22 protein-coding genes and 1 pseudogene are annotated in these 24,322 nt (G+C 72.8%); 5 read left to right on the top strand and 18 right to left on the bottom strand.

What is annotated here, in order from left to right:
• Positions 1–351 precede the first annotated feature (351 nt).
• From KSNIM_RS38155 to KSNIM_RS38170, 4 genes are read right to left on the bottom strand one after another with little or no spacing between them, the layout of a single operon-like run.
• Complete coding sequence (locus KSNIM_RS38155) at positions 352–1,311, bottom strand: HAD-IA family hydrolase (protein WP_317634121.1); 960 nt, start codon at positions 1,309–1,311, stop codon at positions 352–354.
• Complete coding sequence (locus KSNIM_RS38160) at positions 1,194–1,601, bottom strand: hypothetical protein (protein WP_263107757.1); 408 nt, start codon at positions 1,599–1,601, stop codon at positions 1,194–1,196. The genes KSNIM_RS38155 and KSNIM_RS38160 overlap by 118 nt, the downstream gene beginning before the upstream one ends.
• Positions 1,598–3,193: a PEP/pyruvate-binding domain-containing protein gene (locus tag KSNIM_RS38165; RefSeq protein ID WP_263107758.1), complete on the bottom strand. Its 1,596-nt coding sequence runs from the start codon at positions 3,191–3,193 to the stop codon at positions 1,598–1,600. Before KSNIM_RS38165 ends, KSNIM_RS38160 begins: the two co-directional genes overlap by 4 nt.
• Positions 3,190–4,170, bottom strand: a complete 981-nt coding sequence (locus KSNIM_RS38170) for a hypothetical protein (protein ID WP_263107759.1) — start codon at positions 4,168–4,170, stop codon at positions 3,190–3,192. The genes KSNIM_RS38165 and KSNIM_RS38170 overlap by 4 nt, the downstream gene beginning before the upstream one ends.
• Before the next feature lie 148 nt (positions 4,171–4,318).
• Here KSNIM_RS38170 and KSNIM_RS38175 point away from each other — a divergent pair, with 148 nt between their 5' ends.
• Positions 4,319–4,813 (top strand): NUDIX domain-containing protein, encoded by a 495-nt coding sequence (locus tag KSNIM_RS38175; protein ID WP_263107760.1) that lies wholly within the window; start codon positions 4,319–4,321, stop codon positions 4,811–4,813.
• 9 nt (positions 4,814–4,822) lie between these two features.
• Here KSNIM_RS38175 and KSNIM_RS38180 read toward each other — a convergent pair whose 3' ends face one another.
• The 9 genes from KSNIM_RS38180 to KSNIM_RS38220 all read right to left on the bottom strand — a co-directional run bounded on the left by KSNIM_RS38180 (position 4,823) and on the right by KSNIM_RS38220 (position 12,082).
• Positions 4,823–5,488 carry a PolC-type DNA polymerase III gene (locus KSNIM_RS38180; RefSeq protein ID WP_263107761.1) on the bottom strand — a complete coding sequence of 222 codons (666 nt, stop codon included), beginning with the start codon at positions 5,486–5,488 and terminating at the stop codon, positions 4,823–4,825.
• Complete coding sequence (locus KSNIM_RS38185) at positions 5,476–6,567, bottom strand: DegT/DnrJ/EryC1/StrS family aminotransferase (RefSeq protein ID WP_263107762.1); 1,092 nt, start codon at positions 6,565–6,567, stop codon at positions 5,476–5,478. The genes KSNIM_RS38180 and KSNIM_RS38185 overlap by 13 nt, the downstream gene beginning before the upstream one ends.
• Complete coding sequence (locus KSNIM_RS38190) at positions 6,560–7,612, bottom strand: radical SAM protein (protein ID WP_263107763.1); 1,053 nt, start codon at positions 7,610–7,612, stop codon at positions 6,560–6,562. Before KSNIM_RS38190 ends, KSNIM_RS38185 begins: the two co-directional genes overlap by 8 nt.
• Positions 7,609–8,280 (bottom strand): thymidylate kinase, encoded by a 672-nt coding sequence (locus KSNIM_RS38195; RefSeq protein ID WP_263107764.1) that lies wholly within the window; start codon positions 8,278–8,280, stop codon positions 7,609–7,611. The genes KSNIM_RS38190 and KSNIM_RS38195 overlap by 4 nt, the downstream gene beginning before the upstream one ends.
• The gene (gene folE / locus KSNIM_RS38200) at positions 8,277–8,900 is read right to left on the bottom strand and encodes a GTP cyclohydrolase I (RefSeq protein WP_263107765.1); all 624 of its coding nucleotides are present in this window, start codon (positions 8,898–8,900) and stop codon (positions 8,277–8,279) included. The genes KSNIM_RS38195 and folE overlap by 4 nt, the downstream gene beginning before the upstream one ends.
• Positions 8,901–8,987: 87 nt before the next feature.
• Positions 8,988–10,094, bottom strand: coding sequence for a glycosyltransferase family 4 protein (locus tag KSNIM_RS38205; RefSeq protein WP_263107766.1), 1,107 nt, complete (start codon positions 10,092–10,094; stop codon positions 8,988–8,990).
• Positions 10,091–10,606 (bottom strand): phosphoribosyltransferase, encoded by a 516-nt coding sequence (locus KSNIM_RS38210; protein WP_263107767.1) that lies wholly within the window; start codon positions 10,604–10,606, stop codon positions 10,091–10,093. The genes KSNIM_RS38205 and KSNIM_RS38210 overlap by 4 nt, the downstream gene beginning before the upstream one ends.
• Positions 10,596–11,321, bottom strand: coding sequence for a 7-carboxy-7-deazaguanine synthase QueE (locus tag KSNIM_RS38215; RefSeq protein ID WP_263107768.1), 726 nt, complete (start codon positions 11,319–11,321; stop codon positions 10,596–10,598). The genes KSNIM_RS38210 and KSNIM_RS38215 overlap by 11 nt, the downstream gene beginning before the upstream one ends.
• Positions 11,318–12,082, bottom strand: coding sequence for a 6-carboxytetrahydropterin synthase (locus KSNIM_RS38220; protein ID WP_263107769.1), 765 nt, complete (start codon positions 12,080–12,082; stop codon positions 11,318–11,320). The genes KSNIM_RS38215 and KSNIM_RS38220 overlap by 4 nt, the downstream gene beginning before the upstream one ends.
• A 134-nt stretch (positions 12,083–12,216) precedes the next feature.
• On the opposite strand from KSNIM_RS38220, the gene KSNIM_RS38225 reads away from it, so the two are divergent.
• A complete protein-coding gene (locus tag KSNIM_RS38225; RefSeq protein WP_263107770.1) occupies positions 12,217–13,500 on the top strand; it encodes a helix-turn-helix domain-containing protein in 1,284 nt (427 codons plus the stop codon).
• Here the strand turns inward: KSNIM_RS38225 and KSNIM_RS38230 are convergent.
• The 3 genes from KSNIM_RS38230 to KSNIM_RS38240 all read right to left on the bottom strand — a co-directional run bounded on the left by KSNIM_RS38230 (position 13,483) and on the right by KSNIM_RS38240 (position 17,637).
• Positions 13,483–14,118, bottom strand: a complete 636-nt coding sequence (locus tag KSNIM_RS38230) for an HAD-IA family hydrolase (RefSeq protein WP_263107771.1) — start codon at positions 14,116–14,118, stop codon at positions 13,483–13,485. The two genes, KSNIM_RS38225 and KSNIM_RS38230, sit on opposite strands and share 18 nt — an antisense overlap.
• Before the next feature lie 790 nt (positions 14,119–14,908).
• On the bottom strand, positions 14,909–15,145 hold the full coding sequence (locus KSNIM_RS38235; protein WP_263107772.1) for a hypothetical protein: 237 nt from the start codon (positions 15,143–15,145) through the stop codon (positions 14,909–14,911).
• A gap of 161 nt (positions 15,146–15,306) precedes the next feature.
• On the bottom strand, positions 15,307–17,637 hold the full coding sequence (locus tag KSNIM_RS38240; RefSeq protein ID WP_263107773.1) for a hypothetical protein: 2,331 nt from the start codon (positions 17,635–17,637) through the stop codon (positions 15,307–15,309).
• A gap of 388 nt (positions 17,638–18,025) precedes the next feature.
• Between KSNIM_RS38240 and KSNIM_RS38245 the strand changes: the two are divergent.
• The 3 genes and pseudogenes from KSNIM_RS38245 to gndA all read left to right on the top strand — a co-directional run bounded on the left by KSNIM_RS38245 (position 18,026) and on the right by gndA (position 21,019).
• Positions 18,026–19,029, top strand: a pseudogene (locus tag KSNIM_RS38245) (IS5 family transposase).
• Between the two features lie 277 nt (positions 19,030–19,306).
• Positions 19,307–19,567 carry a co-chaperone GroES gene (locus KSNIM_RS38250; protein ID WP_263107774.1) on the top strand — a complete coding sequence of 87 codons (261 nt, stop codon included), beginning with the start codon at positions 19,307–19,309 and terminating at the stop codon, positions 19,565–19,567.
• 9 nt (positions 19,568–19,576) lie between these two features.
• Positions 19,577–21,019 carry an NADP-dependent phosphogluconate dehydrogenase gene (gene gndA / locus KSNIM_RS38255; RefSeq protein WP_263107775.1) on the top strand — a complete coding sequence of 481 codons (1,443 nt, stop codon included), beginning with the start codon at positions 19,577–19,579 and terminating at the stop codon, positions 21,017–21,019.
• A gap of 60 nt (positions 21,020–21,079) precedes the next feature.
• Here the strand turns inward: gndA and KSNIM_RS38260 are convergent, their stop codons facing one another.
• A complete protein-coding gene (locus tag KSNIM_RS38260) occupies positions 21,080–22,102 on the bottom strand; it encodes an alcohol dehydrogenase (RefSeq protein WP_263107776.1) in 1,023 nt (340 codons plus the stop codon).
• A 1,326-nt stretch (positions 22,103–23,428) separates the two neighbouring features.
• A complete protein-coding gene (locus KSNIM_RS38265) occupies positions 23,429–23,845 on the bottom strand; it encodes a hypothetical protein (protein WP_263107777.1) in 417 nt (138 codons plus the stop codon).
• Between the last annotated feature and the right edge of the window lie 477 nt (positions 23,846–24,322).

Below are 24,322 nucleotides of genomic sequence, written 5' to 3' on the forward strand. Positions count from 1 at the left end.
GGCGTCGCATGGGCGGCCGTTGGCAGAAGGTGGGCCCAGTCGTCGAGCGCGGCGAAGATGGCCGCCGTCGAGCAGCGGGCCGTCGAGCAGGAGTCCGGGACACCACGCTGGGTGAGGCGAGCGCGAAGGGTGCGGGGTGCGCCTGCGCAACCTGACCGTCAACCTGGCCCAGAACAAGCCCGTCCAGTAGCCCGGCGGGGCGGCTGCACCGGCCTGCCGGTGGGTGCGGGGCCGGGGCCTGTGCGTGCCACGGTGGGCGGCACGCACAAGCCGCCGGACGGCGGTCAGCTGGAGGACCCGGCGCCTGCTTCGACAGTAGTCACGCCTGATCGCGGCCTTCTGCCGTCGGTGTCACAGGTGGGCGGCTCCGGGCACGCGGCCGAGGACGGGCAGGGCGGTGAACGCCTCGGCGAAGTCGGCGCCGCTGCGCCGTCCCCACAGGCGTGCGAGGTCTTCGGCCATGGGGCCGAAGTGCTGGTCGATGGGTTGGGACTTGTGGCAGTGCAGGGCCTGCATTTTGGTGGCGAAGGTGGCGGTGACGTCGACCATCACCGTGGGGGTGACCTGCCCGATGAGGGTGAGGGAGTTGTAGGTGTCGCAGGTGTAGAGGCGGCGTGGTCGGCCGGTTTCGATCTTTGCCTCGGGTAGGGCTTCGAGGACGGCTTCGGCGGTGCGCCGGTGGGCGGTGTGGGTGTCGTGGACGGGGTGGGTGATGACCACGTGGGGCGTCAGCTCGATGAGCAGGGCCCGGATTGCGGTTGGGGTGAGTTCGGGGAGCTGGTGGAGGGCGGCGCCGAGGACGGCGGCTCCGGCTTGGGCTTCGGCGTCGCGGACCGGGTCATGGAGGGGGACGGCGATGTGGACCGGCGCGTGCTGGGCGTGGAGGGCGAGCGTGCCGCCGGCCCATAGCTCGGCGTCGTCGGGGTGGGCGAACACGGCGAGCACGGACTGCGGTCTTGCCAGCTGGTCGTCAGGGTTGCGCGGCACGGACAGCTCCCGAGGTGTTGGCGGTGGAGGCCGGGACGAGGCGGCCGTGGCGGATGGTGAGGGCTTGCATGCCAGCGCGAGGGCGGCGGCATTGCCGTCGTCGGCGTCGTCGACGGCCAGGCACCGCGCCGGAGCGGCGCCGAGGCGGCGCGCTGCTTCCAGGTAGGCGGCCGGGGCGGGCTTGCCCCGGGGCACGTTCTCGAGGGTCACGACCACCGGCAGCAGCGCTCGCAGCTCGAGTCGCTGGATGCCGTCGTGGACGGGGACCGCGGCGGCGCTGGAGGCGACGGCCAGCGGAATGCCGAGGTTGCGGGTGATGTGCAGCAGCTTGAGGGTGCAGGGGACGGCGGCGCCGGGCTGGCGAGCAGCGCGGCCCGGCTACGCACCACCACGTCCTGGGCCGGGGGCTGCGAGAGGGCGGAGTTGGCGGCGAGCCGGGCGATCACCTCGCGCACGGGCAGGCCGGCCAGAGCCCGGTAGCGCTCGGCGGGGACCGGGATGCCGTACGGGGCGAGCGCGGCGGCGCGGCGGATGCCAGTGTTGTCCACCACGGTGCCGTCCCAGTCCACGATCAGCGCCTGCGCATGGCGGAGAAGGGCGGCAGGAGCGGTCACCGGTACACCGTCCTGCGGTAGAGGATCCGCCGGTCGGGACCGAGGACGGCGATCTCGGAGGGCGGGGGCGGGGCGTCCTGCGGCCACAGCATCATGCCGAACCCGGGCAGCCGGATCGGGCAGTATCCGGCCGGGACGGTGACCGGGACCGGGGCGTCGCCGGAAAGCAGCACGCCGACGGGGTGCGAGGCGCCGGTGCCGAAGGTAGGCAGGTCGGGGGCGGGGCCGCCTGTGTCGTGCCAGAGCAGGGTCGCGGCGCGGCCGTCGTCGGGCACGGGCTGCTCCAGGGCGCGGGTGAGGACCGCGGTGGCGCAGAGCGTGCCGGTGTCCTGAGTATTGCGCTGGGCGGGGACGGTCGGGGCGGGGCGGACAGTGCCGGCACCTCCGTCGACTTCGACGACGGCGCCGGGGAGGAGGGCGGTCAGCGCGGTGGTGACATTGGTGACGCAGGGAATGCCGAGTTCGCGGGTGATGATCGCGGTGTGGGAGAGCTCACCGCCGGTCGTGGCCACGACGGCGGCCGGACCGGTGAGCAGTGCCGGGACCGCTTCGGGGCCGAGTGCCCGGCAGATCAGGACTTGACCGGTGATGTCGTCGCCGGTGTGGAGGGTGGGGCCGGTGCCGCGGCCGGGAGCGGCCGCGATCCCGTGAAGCACCTGGTCGTCGTCGGCGGCTGCCTGGCCGGCGGTGGCGTGGTCGGTGAGGGGCACGGTGAGCGGCCGGGCCTGGACGAGGTGGAGCCTGCCGTGGGGATCGATCGCCCACTCGACGTCGATGTGCTGCAGGCCGAGGGCGGTGGCGGCCGTGGTGGCGGCGGCGAGCAGCCGCTCGCGCGCATCTGGGGTGAGCACGGGGCGTTCGGCCAGCTGGGCTGGTGTGTAGAGGTGGAGCACGCCCGCGTCGGACGTCTGGATCTTCGCCCGGACGGAGCCGGCCGGGTCGAGGCGCACCCACTCGCCCGGGGGCATCTCCAACTCCTCCGGTGTTCCGGGCAGCTGGATAGTGTCCTGGACGGTGAAACGGACGGTGGCGCGGTGGCCCTGGCCGGTGGTGTGGATCTCGCCGGTCTGGGTGCCGCTGACGAGCGGCTCGGCCAGACCGCGGAGAGCCTCGATCCGCCAGCGGGTGCACAGGCCGTCGGTGACGGCGGCGGCCAGGACACCCGAGCAGGCCGGGCGCAGGGCGGGCTGCACGAGAACGGCCATGCGCGGCAGGGCGATGACGCCCCGGGCCTGGCTGTAGGCGGTGACGGTCGAGTGGTGGACGGAGGCGCGGACGGCGCGGATGGCGTCGAGCAGCGCCTCGGGGCGGGCGGGGCTGATGCGGGAGGTGTAGAGGCCGGCGAAGGACGCGGTGGTGCCGTCCTCGGAGACGGCGGAGGAGCGGGCGATCAGCCCGCGGGGGGCGGGGCAGCGGGCGAGGATCTCGGCGACGGCGGCCGGCAGACACTCGTCGGGGTGGTCGACGGGGATGACGATCCCGGCGGGGACGGGCAGGCCAGCGGCGGCCAGGCGGGCCAGGGTGGCGGCCTTCGCTCCGGCCATCTCGGCGTGCAAATCCTGGTCGAGCGAGGGCAGGTCGGTGGCGGTCATCGGACGCTCCCCGAGTTCAGCAGGTCGGCGGTGGTGATGGTGACAGGGTCGGCGGCGGCCAGCTGGCACCAGCGGCGGGCGGCGGCGAGGAAGCGGTGCCGATGGACCTTGCGGCTCTCCTCGCTGCCGGCCGCCCACCGGCACACGCAGGTCAGCGCCTCTACCCGCGCGGTGGCGGTGGGGTTGCCGGCGGCAGCAAGCTGGGAAGCCAGCGCCCACGCGTCGCGCAGCTGGACCGCTCGGCGGCGTGACGCGTCGATGCGGTCTCGCTGGCCATCGGTGTCGGTGGCGGCGGCGGTGAGCAGCCCATCGGCGCGGGTGCGGTCTTCGAGCGGCATCGCGGCGGCGGCCGGGGAGCCGTCGCCGTACAGGGTTCCGGCACGGGCGGCAAGGGTGCCGGCGGCGGTGGCGAGGTCGGTGCCTTCGGCGAGGGCGGCGGCGCCGTCCAGCAGCACCAGGTGGGCGTCCAGGAGGTGGCCGGTGGCGTCGGGGGTGTTCAACGCGAGGCGGCAGGACCGCCCGTCGGCGTCACTGCCGAGCAGGCCGGCGAGCAGCTTCTGCCACTGGTCGTCGGGCAAGAGCCAGTTGACGATGTGGGCGCTCATCACGCCGAGGAACGCCTCGGTCGCGCCGGCCAGGTGCCGCTCGGGCGCCTCGCCGTTGTCCAGCTGGTGTTCCAGGGCGAGGAGTGCGGCGTCGGTGCGCCGGTGGCGCTGCTCGGCTGCGGTGACCATCGCGGTGGCGTAGGCGGGGTCGGCGAGCAGGTGGTGCCAGCGGCCGGTGAGGGCGAGGTGATCCGGCTCGGGGATGTCGACGATGCCCGCGCGCCGCAGTCGCCCGTACGGGCGGGGGTCGTCCATGAAGACCAGCGGCCAGCGGGTGAGCGAGGTGGTGTACAGGTCGAGCTCCAGCGCGGTGCTGCCGGGCCTGGTGTGCTCGTAGTCGCAGGTGAGCAGGCCCTTCCAGACTTCGTCCACGGGGTTCTCCTTTGCCGGGGCCGGGCGGCGCGGTGGCCGGATCGGTGACGTTTTGGTCATGTGGGCGGTGCGGGGTGTGAAAGGCTCGGCCCCTGCCACCCGGGGGTGGGCCCGGGCGGCGCCGTGGGCCGAATGCCGAGGAGTAGAAGTGATCAAGGAACCGACGGCCAGCGCGTTCGTCTTCCGCACCCGCGGGGACGGCGTCCCGAGGGCGGCTCTGGTGTGGCATCCGCGGCTGGAGCTGTGGCTGCCGGCCGGCGGGCACGTGGAGGCGGACGAGAGTGCGGCCGAGGCCGCGTTGCGCGAAGTCGGGGAGGAGACCGGGCTGCGGGCCGAACTGCTGCCCGGCCCGTCGCTGCCCCTTCCGGCCGGATTCCCGCACAGCGCGGTTCCCGCTCCGTGGTGGGTGGTCGAGATGGACGCCTGCGCCGACAACCACACCCGCGAGGCGCACGTCCACATCGACCACGTCTTCGTCGCCCAGGTCCACGACGGCCCGGTGGACCAGGGCGCGGTGCACGAGGTGCGGTGGTTCACAGAGCAGGAGATCGCCGAGGTCGAGGGCCTGTCGGAGGACTCGCGTCTTCAGGTGAAGCAGCTCTTCGCGATGATCGCGGACGGCTCGCTGCGCCTGTCGGCGTGAGCCCCTGGGTCAGAACAGGGCGCTCTGCTCCAGCACCGGCTCGGCGCTGAGGCGCTTGGGCTGCAGCCCGGCGGCCGCGTCGAGGTCGAGGAGGGTGCGCCACCGGCCGGCGGCGCACCCCTCGGCCAGCAACCGGGCCAGGAGCTGGGCGGTAACTTCGACGTCCGGCATCGCCCGGTGCCGGTCGGCGGGCCGCGGGATGCCGTAGTAGCCGAGCAGGTTGTCCAGCCGGTAGGTGCCGAGTCCGGGCAGTACGGCCTTCGCGAGGCGCACCGTGTCCAGCAGCGGTGTGGAGGCGAGGGTCGGGCAGTGCTCGGCCTGGTGGGCGATCAGTCCGGCCTCGGTGGAGGCGTGGTGGGCGACCAGCCGGTACGCAGGCACGCTCAGGCGCGCGTCCAGGCGGGCCATCACCTCGGGGGCCGCAGGGGCGGCGGCGAGGTTCTGCGCGGTGATGCCGGTCTGCGCGGTGTCGAACGCGGTGACGGGGACGTCGGCGGGCGGGCGGATCAGGGACTCGAACCGTCCGACCTCGACCAGGCGGCCGCCGTCGGCGCGCAGGGCCAGGGCTGCGACCTCGATCGGTTCGGCTGGGCGGCCGGCCGGGGTGAGGCTCTCGAAGTCGATCACGACGAAGGTCGTGCCGGTGAAGCGCGGGTCCTGCATCAACCGGTCCACGCTGCGGCCTCCTGTTGGATCGTCAACGCCAGCTGCTGGATTGCCTGTTCGCTGTCGTGCGCGGTGAATGGGACGGCCAGCAGGGCATCCACAGTAGCCTGGGCGCGGTCAAGATCGCAGGTCGCGAAACGGGCGCAGGCCGGGTGGCGGTGGGCCGCGGTGAGGCGGTGGGTGCCGACGCTGTTGGGCACACCCGCCTCGGCCAGGCGGATGCTGAAGCCGCGCGGCCGGGGCAGGGTCAGCCGCCACAGGGCGCTGTAGCCGTTGGGTTCCTCTCCCGCGGCCGGTGGGATCGGCTCAAGGCCCGGGGTGCCGTCGACCGCCCGGTGTAGGGCGGCGGCCTGCCCGCGGCGCAGGGCCAGGGCTTCGGGGAAGCGGGCGAGCTGGTGGCGGGCGAGAGCGGCGAGCGGCTCGGCCAGGCGGTGGTTGAAGCCGAGCCGGCTTCCGGCCGGGGCGCCGGGGGCGGGGGTCTGCCAGTGGGTGCGGTGCGCGGCCGCCCGGTCGGCGAGGGCGTCGTCGTCGGTGAGGAGGTAGCCGCCCTCGCCGCAGGAGATGATCTTGCCGTCCTTGAGGGAGAAGCAGCCGATGTCGCCGATGGTGCCGGCGTGGCGGCCGCGGGTGGTGGTGCCCTGGGCCTGGCAGGTGTCCTCGACCAGGCGCAGCCCTGCGGTGCGGGTGTAGGCGGCGAGTTCGTGGATGCCGTCGGTGCGGCCGGCCAGGTGCACGGCCACCACGGCCTTGGTGTCCGGTCCGGTCTTCGCCGCGACGTCCTTGAGGTTCATGCCCAGCCCGTCGGCGGCGGCGTCGACGAACACGGGGCGGGCGCCGGAGGCCGCGACGGCGGCGACGGTCATGACGACGGTGACGGCGGGCAGCAGGACCTCATCGCCCGCTTTGATGCCGCAGGCGGCCAGCGCGGTGGTGATCGCCGCGGTGCCGGAGGAGACGGCGACGGCCCGGCGGGCACCGAAGACGTGGGCGAGCTCGGCCTCCAGGAGAGTGGCCTCCCGGTAGCTCGTCGGGTCGGGCATGCGGGCGACGGCCGCGGCCATCGCCCGGTGAGCAGGGTTCTCAGGCACGGGGGACCTCCGGTCCGGTCGGCGCGAGGACGGGGAAGCCGGTGAGCGGCCACATGTTGACGCAGTCCACGGAGAACAGCGCGCAGTCGCTGCCGCAGCCGGTCGGGGCGGGGAACAGCTCCCGCGCACGGGCGCCCTTGATGCTGCGGTGGCGGCCGGGCGGGGTGGCGGCGATCTTCAGGGACGACGGGCAGTCCCACACCGTGCCGTCCGGCTGGACGAAGAAGAGCGTGTCGCCGCCAAAGCAGCCCGGTACGAGGTCGGTCGGCCGGGCGACGGCGGAGGCGACCTGGCCCGCATAGCTGCGCTCGGGCAGGACCAACGGCATCTCGGCGGCGTACAGGTCGTCGAACCGCTGCCGCAGCTCGGGCAGGTGCTCGGCAGTGAGCGACAGCTTGGCGGCCAGGCGGTGGTCGGAGTCGAGGGCGATCGGCTGCGGGACGGCGTAGTCGCAGCCCAGGCTCGCGGCGAGCTCGGGCACGGCGACGATGTCGGCGAGGTTACGGCGGGTGATGACGCTGTAGATGCCGACCTTCGGCCGGGGCCCGGGGCCGCGGGCGGCGATCAGCGCGCTGATGCCCGACACGACGGCCTCCCAGCCGTCGCCGTCCCGGCGCGGGGGCCGCCACCGGTCGTTGTGAACAGGGTCCGCGCTGTCCAGCGACACCGACACGGCGTCGATACCGAGCTCGATGAGCGGCTCGCGCAGGTCCGGGCGGTTGAGGGCGACGCCGCTGGTGCACACCACCACCTCCAGGCCGCCCGCCTTGAGGACTTCGATCAGCTTGATGATCGGCTTCCACAGCAACGGCTCGCCGCCGGCGAGGAACACCCTGCCGACCGGCGAGTCGTGCAGCGTCTCGGCGAAGGCCAGGACGTCGGCAGCGGTCAGGTCGTTCGGCGACAGGTGGGAGAGCACCCCGGGGGCGGTGGGCATCTGCTCGCGGTGCTCGCTGATCGTCCCGAAGTAGCAGTACAGGCAGCCGTGGGAGGCGCAGTACGAACGCAGCCCCCACAGCAGGCTGATCGGCTTGACGGGCTTCACGACGTCACCCCTTCCGGGGTTGTGGCGGCCGCGGTGCGGCACGCCTCGGTGATGGACTCGACGGCCTGGTCCTCGCCGAGGACGCGCCGGTCGAGCACGAGGTACTGCTCGGGCCGGTCGGCGGCGAGCAGGTGGTACAGGCGGTGGGCGCGGGCCATCAGCGCCCGCTCGTCGGCGCAGGCCTGGCGGCCGGTGCGCTCCTCGAACCGGGCCAGGCACACCGCGGGGTCGTCGGTGAGCAGCACGGTGGTGGTGGGCGCGGGCCGCCAGGCGGTGATGGTCCGTTGGATGGCGAGGGCCTGCTGCAGCGCCCGGGTGTCGGTGGTGCCGGCCGCCTCGGCAAGCACGGCGGCCTGGTAGACGGCGACCGAGGCGGGGCCGCGGTCTTCCAGCACCACCCGGCCGGCGGCCACCGGCGCGAGCGCTTCCCAGCGGTGGACCTGGAGCGCGGCCAGCAGCAGCGTCTCGGTGTGCGGGTGCCCGGTGCGCAGGAACCGGTCGCCGGCGCCGTGCAGCGCGGCGATCACCTGGCCGGGCAGGCCTGCAGGCGGGGAGTCGGGCAGCTCGACCAGCGCCTCGCACCGCTGTCCCAGTGCGGCGGCGGCCCGGCGGCCGAGGTGGCTCTTGCCGACCCCGTTCACCCCTTCCAGCGCGACCCAGGCGGTCACCGGCTGGCTCCCGTCATCGCCGCCGCACGGCGCAGCCGCTCGGTGAGGAGCGAGTCGCCGGCGAGGGCGGGAAGCAGGTACTGGGTGGCGGTGCGCGCGCCGTGGGCGCGGACCCCGCGCACCGTCATGCACTGGTGCTCGCCCACCGCCCACACGGCGACCGCCTGGCTGCCCGTCAGTCGGGCGACGTCCTCGGCGATCTGGGCGGTGAGGCGCTCCTGCAGCTGCAAGGTGTGGGCGTGCTGCTCGACGATCCGCACGATCTTCGACAGGCCCAGCACCTGCCCGTCGGGGCGGTAGGCGACGGACACCTCGACCGTGAAGGGCAGCAGGTGGTGCTCGCACATGCTGGCGGTGCGGATGCCGCCGACGGCGACGCAGTCCTCGCCCTGCACGGTGTGCTCGAAAAGGGTGCCGGTGGAGCCGGGCTCGTGGCCGAGGAACTCGGCCCAGAAGCGGGCGACGCGGGCGGGTGTCTCCAGCAGGCCGGGTCGGTCGACGTCCTGGCCGAGTGCGCGCAGCAGCTGGCGCACGCAGTCCTCGACGGCCGCGGTGTCCACCGGTCCGGCGGCAGCCCAGGAGGGGGCCGGCGGGGCGGGAATGGTCAGGGTGTGGGACACGGGGGTCCTCCTCTTGTCCGTGGGAAGGAGCGACGGGGCCGCGCGGTGCGCCCGCGCGGCGCGGCGGTGTTGCTCAGGTACGTGGCGCTACAGGCCCAGGGCGTTCAGCAGCGCGCGGGCGGACTTCTCGGGGGTGAACCGGGCGACCTGCTGGGGAGCTGCGGTGCTCGCCTGCCGGTAGCCGTCCGGGTCGGCCAGCAGGGCGCCGAGTGCCGGCCACAGTGCCTGCGGGCCGGCGTCCAGCGGGACGGTGCGTCCGGCCGCTCCGGCCAGCAGCGGCACGTTGCCGAGATCGAAGCCAACCACCGGGGTGCCGACGGACAGGGCCTCGGCCGCGGTGAAGCAGAACGTCTCGGGTACGCGGGTGGCGATGACGGTGGCCGCGGCGCCGGCGAAGAAGCCGGGCACCTCGGACCAGCCGAGCGCCGGCAGGACCGACACGATGTCCGGGCGCCGGGCCGCGACCGCCCGGCAGGCAGCGAGGGTCTGGGCCTGTCCGCCGGGCTGGAGCTCGAAGCCGGCCTCGGCGAGGACCAGTTCGACGGGCCGGTCCCAGTCGTCGGGCAGGGCGTGAAGGAGTTCGGCGAGTCCCTTGGCCGGGTCGGCACGCGAGACGATGCGCACCGGACCCGCCTCCCGCAGCCTCTCCCGTTCTCCGGCCGGCGTGGGCGGCAAGACGGTGTGCAGGGCGTTGGGAACGGTGACCCAGGGGCTGGTGTCCAGGCAAGCCGCGGCGCCGCCGTCGGCGAGGTAGTCGCTGGCGGGGCAGATGACGTCGGCCGCGGTCAGCGCGCGCCGCCACCGGTCCTCACCGCTGGGGCGGATCTTGTGGACCATCAGCGCCGTGGTGACACCGTCCGGTGCCGGGTCGAGGTAGCCCAGGCCCCACAGGGTGTCGCCCCAGCAGGCGGCGTCCACCCGGTAGTCGGTGAGGATGCCGCGGACTTCTTCGACCACCGGGCGGGGGTCGGTCAGCGCGGCGAGCACGTCGGCGTTGGTCGCCGGCTGCGGCAGGCTGATGCTCTTCAGCCGGATCACACCCGGCTCGGGCCGGTTCGGGGCGGGTCCGGCCGCCAAGACCAGCGGCGTGTGTCCCAGCCTGCGCACGCCCTCGACCAGGGCGCCGATGGACCGGTCGATCCCCGAGGGCTGGTCGAGCCGGTAGGACAGCAGGCACAACGCGACCGTGCTCACGAGCTCTCCCCCGTCCGGGCCGCGGCCCTCTCCCACGGGAAGACGACCCAGCCGCGCGCCGTCTTCCCGATTGCGGTCATCGCCTGGGCCGGCGGCCGGTCGCCGCTCCAGTTCGACGTGTTGACCACCAGCACCGCGGTGCGCACCCGGGCCGCGCCGGCCTGGCCGATCAGGTGTGCGGCGGCGGCGAGGGTCTCGCCGGTGCCGGCCACGTCGTCGACCACCAGGACGTCGCGTCCGGCGACATCTCCCAGCGAGGCGCTGTTGCGGGTCACCGGCTGGGCGGTCTTCGCGGCGTTGGTGGCGTCGTCAACGGTGTGGGTGATCTCCAGCGCGCGCACGTCGCGGACGCCGAGCCGGTGCGCGAGGATCACGGCGGGGACCAGGCCGCCGCGCACCACGCCGACAACGGTCTGCGGCAGAGGGTCCGGCAGCAGGCCGCGGGTGATCCGTTCGGTCTGCTCGGCGATGTCGTCCCAGGTCAAATGCTTGGTGGTGACGTCAGCGGCCACGTTCGTCCTCCCAGATCAGGGTGTGCAGGCGCCCGGAGACGTTCCAGCCGCGGTCGATCGCGGGGCCGGCGATGGCCCGCAGGCCGGCGATGACGGCCGCGGCCGTGGTGGCCTGCGGCATGACCCACACCCGCTCCAAACCGTGCTCGTCCTGGAGGGCGGCGACTTCCTCGACGTCGGCCGGGGTATCGAGGACGAACTTGAACACTGCCCGGCCACTCTCCTGGAACGCCTTGAGCACGGCGGGCTTGATCCGGCGTGAGGCCGGCATGCCCATGTGCGCGAGCTTCGGCGAGACGACGTAGAGCGAGACGTGCCGGTCGAATGCGGGATCGGGCGCGATCGTGCCGTTGGTCTCGATCTCGATGCGGCGCCCGGCGCCGGTGAGGCGGCCGGCGACGGGGATAAGCTGGGTCTGCTGCATCATTGGCTCGCCGCCGGTGATAATCACCAGCTTCGTCGGGTGCCGGAGGAGCTCGGCGGCGAGGGTCTCGGCCGGCATCCGGTTGGTCTGCTCGGCACGGGAGTAGCGCTTCCAGTTCCACGAGTACGGGGTGTCGCAGGAGTCGCAGGCGAGGTTGCAGTCGCCGAGGCGCAGGAACGACGCGAGCTGTCCGGCCGACGGGCCCTCGCCCTGGATCGTGGGGCCGAACACCTCGCACACCAGCACGTTCTGCGGCCGGGTCGGGCTGAGGATCACGTCTGTGGTCGTCATGCGGGCACCCGCGCGTCCGGGGTGAACTGCGCCCAGGTGCTCTCGGTCTCCGACACCCGGACGGCGAACGGCCGGCCCTGCGCGTCCGCCAGGCCTCGGACGGCCAGCCACCCGGCGAGGTGCGCGGCGATGTGCTCCGACGTCGGGGTGACGTCGACGACCCGGTTGAGGATCGTCCCTTCGAACCCGGATGCCAGCAGGGCGCGCAGCTCGCCAGGCACGGGCAGCAGCCGGTCGCCGTCCGGCCCGGACGGCAGGGTGACCAGGTAGGCGTGGCCGTGTTGCCGGCCGCACTTGTGCCCGTCGGGCAGGCCTTCGAGCCAGTGCCGGGCGCTGAACTGGACGCTGTGCGCCTGGTCGGCACGCGGGAGCCGGCCGGTCAGCACGCGGATCGTGTGCAGGCGGTCGCGGGCGTCGTCGGGCAGGTTCCCCGCGGCCCAGGCGTGCAGGTGCTCGGCGATGCCCTGGTCGCTGGTGTCGACGACGACCTGGTCCAGGTCGCGGTGGTCGAGGACCGTGTCGATGTGGGTGCGGAACGCGGCGAGGTCGCCGAAGTCGGTGACGAACCCGGGCGCGGTCAGCTCACGCGCCGTCAGCGTCATCTCCGCGGTGATCAGGTCGCTCTTGTCGACTCCGCGCACCGTGCGGGCGGCGTCGAATCCGACGAGTTTGCCGATGGTGTAGGTGCCGGCCAGGCTCGGCTCCCGGGAGGGCGCGCCCGCCCGGGGCGAGGGCCGGAGCAGTGGTTCGGGGTTCGGCATCGTGCCCCCTTCTGGACTGGCCAACTGGCCTACGGTCGTTGCGTTCTGTGCTGAAACGAGCACACACCGCCAGCGAGGCAGGGACAATGGAGCCGGGCGATCCAACAGCGATCCCAAATCCGAGGAGCGTCGCGATGTCCGAGCGACTGCGGAACGGTATGAGAGAGGCGCGCCGGGAGTCCGGACTGTCCTGGGAGCGCTTCGCCCGGGATGTGGGCTTCAGCCCGGCGTATCTGCGCAACGTGGAGAACGGGAACCGAGGCGTGACCGCCGACGTGGCCGCCGCCTATGACCGGGTTCTGCGGTCGGGTGGGAGATTCGCCCGAGCACTGGCGGCTGATGGGCCGTCGACCGCAGGCTGGGACGAGGACGGAGCGGCCTTGACTGTCCTTGCCGAACTGGTGGATGGGAGAAGAGTGGATCGCAGGAGCTTCATCAGCGCGGGTGTCGCTCTGTCGGCCTCGGCCGGGCACTGGGAGAAGGCCCTCGGTCGAACCCGCGCCGACCATCCCGCCGTGGCCGGCGGCGGCCCGGAACTGCTCGCGAACATCGAGCACCGCCTGGACCACCTGCGACGGGTCGACGACGAACTCGGAAGCGGCGAGGTCCGCAAGCAAGCAGCCGGCGAACTGTCCTTCGCAGTGACCCTGCTCAAGACGGGGCGCTACACCGGAGCCTCCTCCACCCGCCTGTACCGGATCGCCTCAGAAGCCGCCCGGCAGGTCGCGTGGTGCAGCTTCGACCAGGGACGCCACGGCACCGCCCAGCGCTACTTCGACGCCTCCCTGCGGGCCTCCGCCGAAGCCGGTGACGTCATCGGCGGCGCCTACACGCTCTCTTTCTCGGCCGTGCAGTGCTACTCCACCCCAGGCCAGGCCGACCGCGCGGTGGCGCTCCTCGACGCAGCCCGGACGGCGATAAGGGGACAGGGCACCCCGCGGATGGAGGCCATGCTCGCCGCCCGCACCGCCCGCGCGCTGTCGAAGACCGGGGCAAAGAGGGCCGCCGGGCACCAGCTCCACCTGGCCCACGCCGCCCTGGACAAGGGGCTCAGAGACCACGACCCCGACTTCCTGTACTGGGTGACCTATGGCGAGATCGAGATGATCGCCGGGTCCTCAGCGCTCGATCTCGACGACCCGGCCGAAGCACTGCGCCGCTTCGAGGCCAGCATGCGGGCATACCCCGGAGACGAGGAGTTCCCCCGCAGCCATGCCATCTACCTGGCCCGTGCTGCGGAGGCCCATCTCGCGCTGGACGACCTTGACGCGGCCGTCGCCACCGCCCGCCGTGCGGCCTCCTGCCTCGGTTCCGTCGACTCCGTTCGGTCGACCTCCCAGCTCAAGAGCCTGTGCGAGAAACTCGCCCCGCACGCCGCCTACCGCCCCGTCCGAGACTTCCTAGAAGAAGCCTGGTAGGCGCAGCAACTCGCGCAGCCGGCCGGCCACCACCTTCTCGTCCAGCCCAAGCAGCGGGGTGATTCCAAGCTCCGCCGCGGTGGCCAGGTTCTGCTCGCTGTCGTCGACGAGCAGGCACTCCTCGGCCGACACACCGAGCCTGTCCAGCACGAGGCGGAAGATCGCCGGGGCCGGCTTGCGTAGACCGACCTCGGCCGACAGCACCACCTCGTCGAACAAGCCGGCGAGGTCGAACCCGGCGTAGGGGTCGTAGGGCTCTCGCCCGAGGCTGTTCGACAGCACCGCGGTCTTGACCCCGGCGGCCCGGGCCTGCCGTGCGACCTCGATGACCGGGTAAGCCGGGAAGGCATCGTGCAGGTACCGGGCCATCAGGTTGTCCGGCGCTACACCCATCAAGGCAGCGAACCCGGTGTTCCAGTCGGTCTGGGAGATGCGGGCCAGTTCAAGCTGACGGAAAAGCTCCTGCCCCCGAGGGTCGGCCCAGGCACGAAGGAAGGTCCCGTGGGCAATCCCTTCCCGGCCCTCGAACGCGGAGATCACTTCGACCATGTTGAAGGTCAAGACACCGAAGAAGTCGAGGATCAAACCGCGGTAGGCGGACGCTCCAGCTTTCACCATCCCAAAAGCCTACGGCGCAACGCGAAGTTCCGGGTGGCCTCTGGTGATCCGATCGATGCGGCGCTCTGCGACCACCACGCCGGTGACACCATCGACAATTGCCGGGCGGGCAGTGAACATCCTGGCCGAGCTCCCCGCCGACCAGCGGATCAGACTCGTGCGCTCGCGGGCGTGTCAACGGCGGACTTGCTGTGCGTGATTCCGGCGAGCGTGCCGTAACAAACCTTTGCGAGGTCTTGCGCGCCTGACAGGACCGGTCGGCCCCGCACGTGCGGGGATCTCTCCGCTGTGCGTTGGCAGTGCCCATGGTGGGCTTGTCTGCCTCGCGTTCGCAGGATCTCGCCGACGTGAATTTCTAATGGCTGCTGGAAGGCGTGTTACCCGCGGAGATACTCCCTCCGCCACCTGCTGTTGGTGCTGCAGTCGTGGCAGTTGGGACAGTGTCGCCAGCTCGGAAGGATCAAGGTAGCGACCGTGCCGACCAGCAGCGCGGGTCCGAAGGCGATCTCTGTCTTGCGGTCGGCGTTCCTGCTGACGATCAGTAGGGCGGCGTGTGCGGCGCCGAGGAGCATTCCGGCGCTGATGCCCCAGTACACGGCCGGCCAGCTGTGCCAGGCGAGGTGTGCAGGGTGCTGCGCAGCCGGTGCGAGTGGGTGCGCACCGGTGCTGCGCAACTGCGCAGGCCGGCGGTTCGGGGTGCGCGCCGCTGCCGCGCAATGGATCGGCGGGCGCGGGTGCCCCTGTGCAGGTGCGCAGGGGCCAGCCCGGGTCCAGCAGGTAGGTGGTGCGGTCAGCCGAGGAGCAGGAGGGCCAGCAGGAGCAGGGCGACGAGCAGGGCGGCGAGGGCCGCGCGGGGGATGCTGATGCAGCGCTTGAGGCGCTCGATCTCGTCGCTGATGTCTTCGCATTCGGCGAGCAGCCGGGCGTGGGCGCGGGAGCCGACGGGGACGTTGGCGAGGGGCTGACTGCGCTCGTGGAGGACGTCGCGGTGGGCGGCGATCTGGGTGTCGCGCTCTACGGCGAACAAGGGGTGCGGCTTCCTTCCGGTAGGGGGGTGCGGGTGCGGCGGGGTGGTGCGGGAGGATGTGGGCGGGCCGGGGACGAGACCGGCCCGCCGGCACCCTCGGGTGCCTGGCCTCCGGGGTGCGTTCTTCATCCCGGGGGCCACTCGCGTATGAGCGCGCTCGGTTACGCCGAGCGCACGACAGGCCGGAGTGTGGGCTCGGCCTCTTCGACCGCGTCGCGCACGCGCTGGCAGGTCGAGCGGGTCTGCTTCTCGTCGCCGGTGAGCAGTCCCTTGGCGGTGAGCGCGGCGTGGATCTCGGTGACGCGCGGGCGGCGGCCGAGAGCGTCGTACAGCGGGCGGACGAGCGCCTTGCGCGCGTACATGAGCGCAGGACCGGTCAGGGCCGGAGCCGGGTGGGCGCCGGCGCCCTGCGGGTGCGCGCTCGGCAGCGCGCGGTGAGCGTCACTCGTCCCGCGACCTGCTGTGATCTCGCGCTCATGTGAGCGCTCGGTGGGAACGCCCTGCGCGGGGAGCAGGATGCCGTGGACGGTGGGCAGCGGCTGGCCGCCGTGCGGCGGGCACGGCCCGGTGTCCTCGTGAGCGCCGGTCGGGGCATCGGTGAGCGCGCCGGGGGCGGCCGTGGGCGCCGAGTGCTCGTCGTGAGCGGAAGGGCCGTGGCCCATGAGCGCGTGCACGCGCCAGATGACCACCGGCACCACCATGGCGAGCGGGACGGCGAGGCCCCACTGCACCCGCCACTGTCCGTTACGCGGCGCGACGCCGAAGATGTGGAGTTCGGCGAGCAGCGCGGCGATCTGGCAGGCCATCATCACCACCAGGGCGATGACCACCTCCCAGGCGATCCGCTTGCGCTCCTCCTCGGCGTCGGCCGTGGCGTGGGCGCGGGTGGCGGCGACCACCCACACGTCCACCGCGACCGGGAACAGCCAGGCCAGCCACGTGTCGATGCCCGCCATCACCGCGAGGTGGTGCTCGCCCGCCGCGGTGTAGGCCACCCCCGCCCACAGCGCGACCTTCGGCAGCAGCTTCGGGATGCTGGTCTCCCACCAGCGCCAGGCCCGGCGCAGACGGCCCTTGTTCCGGCCAGCCCGCTTCTGCTCCAGGTGCCGCTGCTCGGCGCGCAGCTCGGTGACGTGCTGCTCGATCTCGGCGAGTTCGGCCAGGGCGTCGGCGGTGACCTGCTCGGCCTCCTTGCGTGCCGTGTTGAGGAGCCGCTGTGCGTCGGCCTCGGCCTTGCCCCGGGCGGAGGCGGCCTGGCGCAGCTGCTCGCTGGTGGCGTGCTTGGCCTCGTCGATGGCGGCCTGGGCGTCCTCGCGTAGCCGCTGCACGGCCTGTTGGCCGCGCTCGCGCAGGTCGGCGGCCTGCTGGGCGCCCTCCTCGCGGAGCTCCTGCGCTTCGGCTTCGGCCTCTTCCCGCAGCTGACGGGCTTCGGTGTCGGCGTTCTCGCGGATCGCGTCGGCCTCGGCGCGGGCGGCCTCGGTGATGCGGCCGGCCGTTGCCTCAGCCTCCTGCCGCGTCTCCTTGGCCAGTTCCTCGGCAGCCTTGACGATCTGGCGGGCGGTGGCGGCGGCTCGGGCGCGGATCTCCTCGGCCTCGGCGGCGGCCTCGGTGAGGGTGCGTCCGGCGGCCGCGGCGGCGTCGCGCTGGACGGTCGCGGCGAGCTCCCGTGCGCCGGTCAGCTCGTGCTCGGCCTGGGCGCGGTCCTCGGTGGTCCGGGTCCGGGTGTGCTCCAGCGCCTGGCGGGCGTCGGCGATTTGGTCCTGGACGTCGGCGAGGTCGGCGGCAGTCCGGCGGCGGGTCCGCTCGGCCTCGCGCGCGGCCTCGGCGAGCAGCTTGGCGGCCTGCTCCTCGGCGGTGGCGGTGATGCCGGCCGCCACGGCCTGGGCCTGCTGTTCGGCGTCGGCAACGATCCGGGCCGCCTCCTGCCCGGCTTGGGCACGGACGGCGGCGGCGCGCCGCTCGGCCTCAGCCAGGAGCGCCGCGGTCCGTTCGGTGGCCTCCTCCAGCAGCCGGTCGGCCGCCGCTTGGGCGCCGGCGTCGGCCTCCTTGCGCCGCCGCTGGGCGTCCTCGGCGGCGGCCTGGCGAAGCAGGTCGGCCTGGTCGGGGGCCAGGTCGAGGATCCGCCGGACCGCCCGCTCGGCACGCTGCGTGATGGCTTCGGCCTCGGCCGCGGCGTCCGCGCGCAGCTGCTCGGCCTCGCTCGCCCACTGCTCGGCGGTGGCCAGCTCACGGCCGGACTGCTCGTCGGCGTGCGCCAGGACGGCGCGCGCCTGGTCCTCGGCGAGGATGTCGGCCGCGCGGGCGGCGGCATCTGCCAGGACCGGGTCGGTGTCCGACTGCGTCGTGGCCGTCTTGGAGGACTTCGCGGGGGTCTCATCGGGGGTCTCATCGGTGGTGTCCGGGTGGGTCTCGGGCGCCTTCGGCGGGGCCTTGGCGGGGGTCTTGTTGGCGGGGGGTCGGGTGCGTCGGGGGGTGGTGCGGGTCGGGGTCATGGCCGGTCTCCTGTCTGATCGGTCACGTTCGGTAGTTATGGGTGGGCAGAGCCTGGCCGGGCTGCGCCGGACGGGGCGGGGTGGGGTCCGATGCGCCCCGAGAGTTCCGATGAACGAGCCCCAGTGGAATGTCAGGATGAAGGGCGTCGAGAAGGTCACGGATGGACCGTTCGGCGTCGGAACTCGGTATCGGATGGAGTTCGTCTCCGGTCCTCCCGTGATGAGCGAGTGCGTGCGCCTCGAGCGCCCCGGACGTGTGGGAGATGTTCGGCGGGTCGAACGTGATGCGGTCGGGCTGGCGAGGCCGTGTGCTAGGGCACGTATCGGGTCGTGATCAATCTGCGGGATCCGCCTTCACGGCTGGGTCTGATCCGGTAGATCATGTTGCGTGACTCGAGTGCAACTGACGGACGTGGAGTGGGAGTTCATCGAGCCGTACCTGCCGATCGGCGAGTACGGCCCGTATCCCGAGCGGCTGCGGCAGCAGTTCGAGGGCGTGATCTGGCGTTTTCGGACGGGCGGGCAGTGGCGGGAGATGCCGCAGGAGTTCGGTGCCTGGTCGACCGTCCACAACCGCTTCCGGCAGTGGAGGGAGGCCGGTGTCTTCGAAGCCCTGCTGGAGGGCCTGATCGCGGAAGCCGCGAAGCGCGGCGAGGTGGACCTGTCGCTGGTCAGCGTGGATTCCACGACCGTGCGGGCTCACCACGATGCTGCCGGGATGCACCTCAGCCCCGACACACTCACCGTCCTGGAGAAGGCCGCCGACGAGGCGGAGAAGGCCCGGCAAAAGGGGGCGGCCCGGAAGAACAAGACGGGCATGACACCTCAGACGCCGCGGAGCGGGAAGAGCGGCGACGCGTCCGGCGTCGGCGCAAGCTGAGGCTGAAGGCCGCACTGCTCGGACGCTCCAGGGGAGGGCAGACGAGCAAGATCCACGTCGCCGGCGAGCGGAAGTGCCGCCCGCTGGCGTTCGTCCTGACCGAGGGACAGGCTGCCGACAGCCCGCAGTTCATCCCCGTGCTGAAGAAAGCGCGGGTTCGTGGACCGGTCGGTCGTCCCCGCACCCGGCCCGACGCGGCCGCTGGCGACAAGGCGTACTCGTCCCGCGGTAACCGCGCCTACCTGCGGGAACGGTGCATCAAGGCAGTCATCCCGGAGAAGAAGGACCAGGCCGCCAACCGGAAGAAGAAGGGCCGCAACGGCGGGCGGCCCGTCGGCCACGACACCGAGCTCTACAAGGAGCGGAACACCGTCGAACGCCTGATCAACAAGCTGAAGGCCTGGCGCGGCATCGCCACCCGCTTCGACAAGACCCCTGCGAGCTACCTCGCCGGCCTCCACCTCCACGGCGCAATGATCTGGATCAAAGACCTCACCAAGACCGCCGCTTGATCACAACCAAATACGCGCCCTAGTAGGGCTTGGTCAGGTTCGTCTGGGTGTGGGTATGTCCGCCACCGTGCGATCCTGCGGAGCCGCACTTCGGCGGGCGAGGCGTCGGGCAGCCGGGTGGCCCCGACTCCGTGAGGCCGAAGGCTTGGGGTCATACAGTGCAGGATCCGGGAACCCCGGCAGAATCGAATATGGACCGCTTCGTCCGCGCCTCCGTCGCCCGGTTCCGCCGGTCCCCCTGCTTGCACCCGTACCGCCCAGTTCAGAGGAGCACCCCATGCCCGACTTCCACCCGGAGCACGATCGCCTGGTCGTCAGGCCGATCGGGGAGCCCGTCGCGGACGCCGACACCCGTACGGGCGAGGTGGTGGCGGTGGGACCCGGCCGGCCCCTGGAGAGCGGCAAGCCGCACCCGGTGGACGTCAAGGTCGGCGACCGAATCGTCTTCGCCACGTTCTCCGGTACGGCGATCGAGGTTGAGGGGGAGACGTACCTGGAGGTCCCCGAGGACGAGGTCCTCTCGCTGTCCGCCGAGTAGGAGAGCCACATGGCCGAGCAGCCGAAGGCCCGGATCGGCGTCACCGGACTGGCCGTGATGGGCCGCAACCTGACCAGGAACTTCGCCCGCCACGGCTACCGGGTCGCCGTGCACAACCGCACGCAGGCCAGGACCAACGCCTTGCTGGAGGAGTTCGGCCACGAAGGCGAGTTCGTCCCGGCCGAGTCGCCGGAGGCTTTCGTCGCGGCGATCGAACGCCCACGCATGATCGTCATCATGGTCAAGGCGGGTGATCCGACCGACACCGTTATCGACGAGCTCGTCCCGCTCCTCGACGAGGGCGACGTGCTGGTGGACGGCGGGAACGCCCATTTCCTCGACACCCGACGTCGGGAGTCCGCCCTTCGCGAGCGCGGGCTGCACTTCGTCGGCAGCGGCATCTCCGGCGGTGAGCAGGGTGCGCTGGAGGGGCCCAGCATCATGCCGGGCGGCACGGAGGAGGCGTACCGGTTGCTGGGGCCGCTGCTGGAGGACATCGCGGCCCAGGTCGACGGCAGGCCCTGCTGCACGCACGTCGGACCGGACGGTGCCGGCCACTTCGTCAAGATGGTCCACAACGGCATCGAGTACGCGGACATGCAGCTGATCGCCGAGGCGTACGACCTGCTGCGCCACGCGGCGGGTATGCAGCCGGCCCAGATCGCCGAGGTGTTCCGCACCTGGAACGGAGGGCGGCTGGAGTCCTACCTGATCGAGATCACCGCGGACATCCTCGCCCACACCGACCCGGAGACCGGGCGGCCCTTCGTCGACGTCGTGCTGGACCGGGCCGAGCAGAAGGGCACCGGACGCTGGACGGTCCAGACCGCGCTGGAGCTCGGTGTCCCCGTCGGAGGCATCGCGGAGGCAGTCTTTGCCCGCTCGCTGTCCGGCAGCGTGCCCCTGCGCGAGGCGGGCCGCGGTCTGCCGGGACCGACCGAGACCTGGCTCGACAGCGCTGCCTTCGACCGCTTCGCCGAGGACGTCGAGCAGGCCCTGTACGCCTCCAAGATGGTCGCGTACGCCCAGGGCTTCAACCAGATCCAGGCGGGCAGCGCCGAGTACTCCTGGCAGATCGACCCCGGCGCGATGGCCGCCATCTGGCGCGGCGGGTGCATCATCAGGGCCCGGTTCCTCAACCGGATCAAGGCCGCGTACGACGAGGACCGGGCGCTACCCACCCTGCTGACCGACGTCCACTTCAGGGAGGCGCTCGGGTCCGCGCAGGCGGCCTGGCGGCGGGTGGTCTCGACGGCGGCGCAGCTGGGCGTGCCGGCACCGGGCTTCGCGACGGCGCTCGCGTACTACGACGGCCTGCGGGCGGAGCGGCTGCCGGCGGCCCTGATCCAGGGGCAGCGGGACTTCTTCGGCGCGCACACCTACCGGCGGGTCGACCGCGACGGGGTCTTCCACACCCGCTGGGAGGAGCCGAGCCGTCCCGAGGAGCGTTGACCGGCGTGCCACGGCCCCACCGGGTTCGCCCGGTGGGGCCGTGGCACGCGGGCGCGCCGGTCAGCCGGTGGTGACGACCATCCGGAAGCTGGCGGCGCCGGCGAGCATCCGGTCGTAGGCCGCGGTGACCCCTTCGAGCGGTACCGTCTCGACCATCGGGCGGATGCCGTGGAGCAGGCTGAACTCCATGGTGTCCTGCACGTCCCGCGCGGTGCCCGAGGGGTGGCCGCGGATGATCTTGCCGCTCATGAGTAGCTGGTTCGGGCTGATGCCCAGCGGTGCGGCGTCCGCGCCGATCACCACCAGCTCGCCCCGGGTGGCCAGACCGTCCACCGTCGCCGTGATGGCCCCGGAATTCGCGGCCGTTCCCAGGACCACCTGTGCTCCGCCGAGCGACTGCAGCGCCTCCCCGACGCCGGCGCCCGCCGTGCTGTCGACGTAGTGGTGCGCGCCGAGCTCCTTGGCGAAGTCCGCCTTGGCGGCCCCGCGGGCGATGGCCACGGTCTCGAAGCCCATGGCGACCGCGTACTGCACCGCCAGGTGGCCGAGACCGCCGATGCCCAGCACCGCGACCAGATCGCCCGGCTTGGCGGAGCTGCGCCGCAGTCCGTTGAACGTCGTGACGCCCGCGCAGCCCAGCGGGGCCGCCTCGGCCGCCGACAGCCCGTCGGGAATCCGGGCCAGGGCGTCCACCGGTGCGATCATCGCGTCGGCGTACCCCCCGTCGTAGGCCCAACCGGGCACCTTCAGGCTCTCGCAGACGATGAAGTCGCCCTGTCGACAGCGCCGGCAGTGGCCGCAGCTGCCGCCGAACCAGCCGACCGCGACCCGGTCGCCCACCTGCCAACTGGAGTGGACGCTCTCGCCCACGGTGTCGATGCGCCCCGCGATCTCGTGGCCTGGCACCAGCGGGAACCGAACGCCCGGCAGGAGGGCATCCACGAAGGCGGTGTCGCTGTGGCAGATCCCGCACGCCTCCACCACCACCCGTACGTGGCCCGGGCCCGGCTGGGGCACGTAACGCTCGACGATCTCGAAGCGCCCGCCGGCGGCCGGGACTTGTGCGACTCGATAGGTACTCAATCCGGATCTCTCCCAAGCACTGGCCGACCAGGTACTGCGACGGCAGCCCCCGCAGAAGGCATTCCCGCGCCCAACACATCAGTCTCGGCTCGATCGCGCACGGCGGGCAGCGGGTTGTGGACGTACGGGTTCGGCCGTGCACGGCTGCGCGCCTGTGCCGATCGGGTGAACGGCGTGCGGATCTGCCGGCACCCCGACCGGCTACTGGGGCAGTGCGGTGTGCGGGTGTTCCGGCGATGCCGGGCAGGCGTAGAGCTGCTGGTTGTAGCGTCGCCGACGGTGATCATGGTCGGTCTCGCCGGGTCGGGGCAGTTGGTGTGCCCGGAATCGGTGGCCCGGTCCTCGTACGGGCTCCAGCTGTGGAGGTCCGCGTGCCGCTGCGCCGTGGCGAGGGTCAGCAGCGGCTCCATCCGGCTGTCGCGGACGCGGCAGTACCGGGGAGCGGGATCGGTGAAGCTCCGGGGTGCCCAGCCACCGGTCTTCCAACCGGGCGCGACGGACAACTCGCGGTCGTAGGAGGCGTCCTCCGCTCCGGGCAGTGCCGCGGCTCCAAGCCGGTCTTCTGGCGGGCGCTCCAGGCCCGGACCTGCGTGCGGAGGTCCGGGTCCAGATCCGCGGCCAGGAGTACTCGGTGACCTGCTCCGGGGAGAGCAGGCACGGCTCGGGCAGGTAGCCCTCGAACGGGATCGCGGGCGGCTGCGGGGGCATGGTGAAGACCTCGCCGACCTCGCCGGCGGACCGCCAGAACAGTTCGGTCCTGGTAGGCAGCGGGGTGTTGGCGGGGGGTCGGAGAGCCAGAACTGGACCGGCTCGGCCTCCCCGGCAGGCCGCTTGGCGAGCACCCGGCACTCGGCGAGCACAACGCCTTCGGTGCTCCGTCGGCTTGGCGGTGCCGGTTGGAGGAGGTTCTCGGTCGGGGCGGAATGGGGGTTGTCTGGCGGGCCGTCCAGGAGCGGATCGGCCCTGCGGTGGTAGTCAGGACCTTGCCCTCCGCCTATGGCGACCTGCGTGCTCAGCGGCGTCTCGCCGCCGAGGCCCGGGCGTTGGGCCGCATCTGCGACCGGCATGTCGTCGCTGTCCACGACTACGGCACCGATTCCGACGGCGCGGTCTTCGGCGTCATGGAGTTGGTGGCCGGTCGTCCCGGTTCACGTTCTGCGGTGACCAGCAGCGCCGACGCTGTACGGCCTTCGAGTGGTGCAGCCTTCGGGTGGTGCACGGACCGAGGCCGCGGCTGCTGAGAGGGAAGCAGCGGGGCCGCCCGAAAGCACACCGGCTGGCAGGTTTGCGCCTTCCCGGAACGGCAGGACTCGGCTCCCGGTGGGGTCAGTGGCGGTGGTGGTTGTCGGGCTGTGACGGGCCGCCGGGGTGTTCGAGACCGGGGACGATGGTGAGGCGGTGGGCGCGGGCGTGGTCGAGCCAGCGGACGAAGGCGAGGCGGCAGGCCGGGCCGAGCAGGTCGAGTGCTGCGTCCGGGCCGGGGACGGCACGGGTGCGGGTCGACACGAGCGCCGCCGTCCAGCCGGCGGCGGTGACCCGGCGGCCGGGCGGGGCGGCGCGGAGGGCGGCGGCGAGCGCGACGGGGAGGGTCTCCGGGTCGGCCTCGAAGTCGCCGTCGGGGGTGGCGAGTTCCCAGACGGTGGCGGGTGCGGGTGCGGTGACGTGGGCGGTGACGGTGGCGAAGACCGCGCGGACGGCGGCGCAGCCCTCGAACGCCGCGGGGCTGATCGTGGTCCGCAGCACCCTCGGCGCCCAGCGCGCCGCCGCGGCCCTCATCCCGCTCGCCGACCGCGCCACCACGCTGTGGGCCGAGGTCCGCCCCCTACGCCAAGCCGCAGTACGCGAAGGGGATCGCCCCGACGCTCGAGGAGGTCCGCGAGGCGATCGCCGAGAAGGACGGCAAGGACGCCGCCCGGCTCCTGCGCGCCGTCGTCGCCACCACCCGCCACGCCCTGGACGACTTTCCGGGCCGCGGCCACGGAGCCCCGACCGCCGCGCTCAAGACGCAGGCTGAGACCCTCCTGGCCGACATCGAGGCCTTCATCGACGCCCACGACGCCCGCTGACCAGAGCGGACCGGCGGTCCGGCCCCGAGGCAGGGGCCGGACCGCCGCGCTCATTCAGTCCCGGTCGCCGGGCGGCTGGTCGGTGACCAGCCGCCACAGCTCGCCCGCCACGCGCGACCTGGCGCCGGACAGCAGCCGCCCGACCACCAGACCA

Source organism: Kitasatospora sp. DSM 101779 (assembly GCF_025655475.1).
GTDB lineage: Bacteria > Actinomycetota > Actinomycetes > Streptomycetales > Streptomycetaceae > Kitasatospora.

Coding starts and splice junctions, on each gene's coding strand:
- KSNIM_RS38230 (WP_263107771.1), bottom strand. CDS start 14,118: ATGGTGAAAGCTGGAGCGTCCGCCTACCGCGGTTTGATCCTCGACTTC.
- KSNIM_RS38215 (WP_263107768.1), bottom strand. CDS start 11,321: ATGACGACCACAGACGTGATCCTCAGCCCGACCCGGCCGCAGAACGTG.
- KSNIM_RS38240 (WP_263107773.1), bottom strand. CDS start 17,637: ATGACCCCGACCCGCACCACCCCCCGACGCACCCGACCCCCCGCCAAC.
- KSNIM_RS38225 (WP_263107770.1), top strand. CDS start 12,217: ATGTCCGAGCGACTGCGGAACGGTATGAGAGAGGCGCGCCGGGAGTCC.
- KSNIM_RS38165 (WP_263107758.1), bottom strand. CDS start 3,193: ATGACCGCCACCGACCTGCCCTCGCTCGACCAGGATTTGCACGCCGAG.
- KSNIM_RS38250 (WP_263107774.1), top strand. CDS start 19,307: ATGCCCGACTTCCACCCGGAGCACGATCGCCTGGTCGTCAGGCCGATC.
- KSNIM_RS38220 (WP_263107769.1), bottom strand. CDS start 12,082: ATGCCGAACCCCGAACCACTGCTCCGGCCCTCGCCCCGGGCGGGCGCG.
- gndA (WP_263107775.1), top strand. CDS start 19,577: ATGGCCGAGCAGCCGAAGGCCCGGATCGGCGTCACCGGACTGGCCGTG.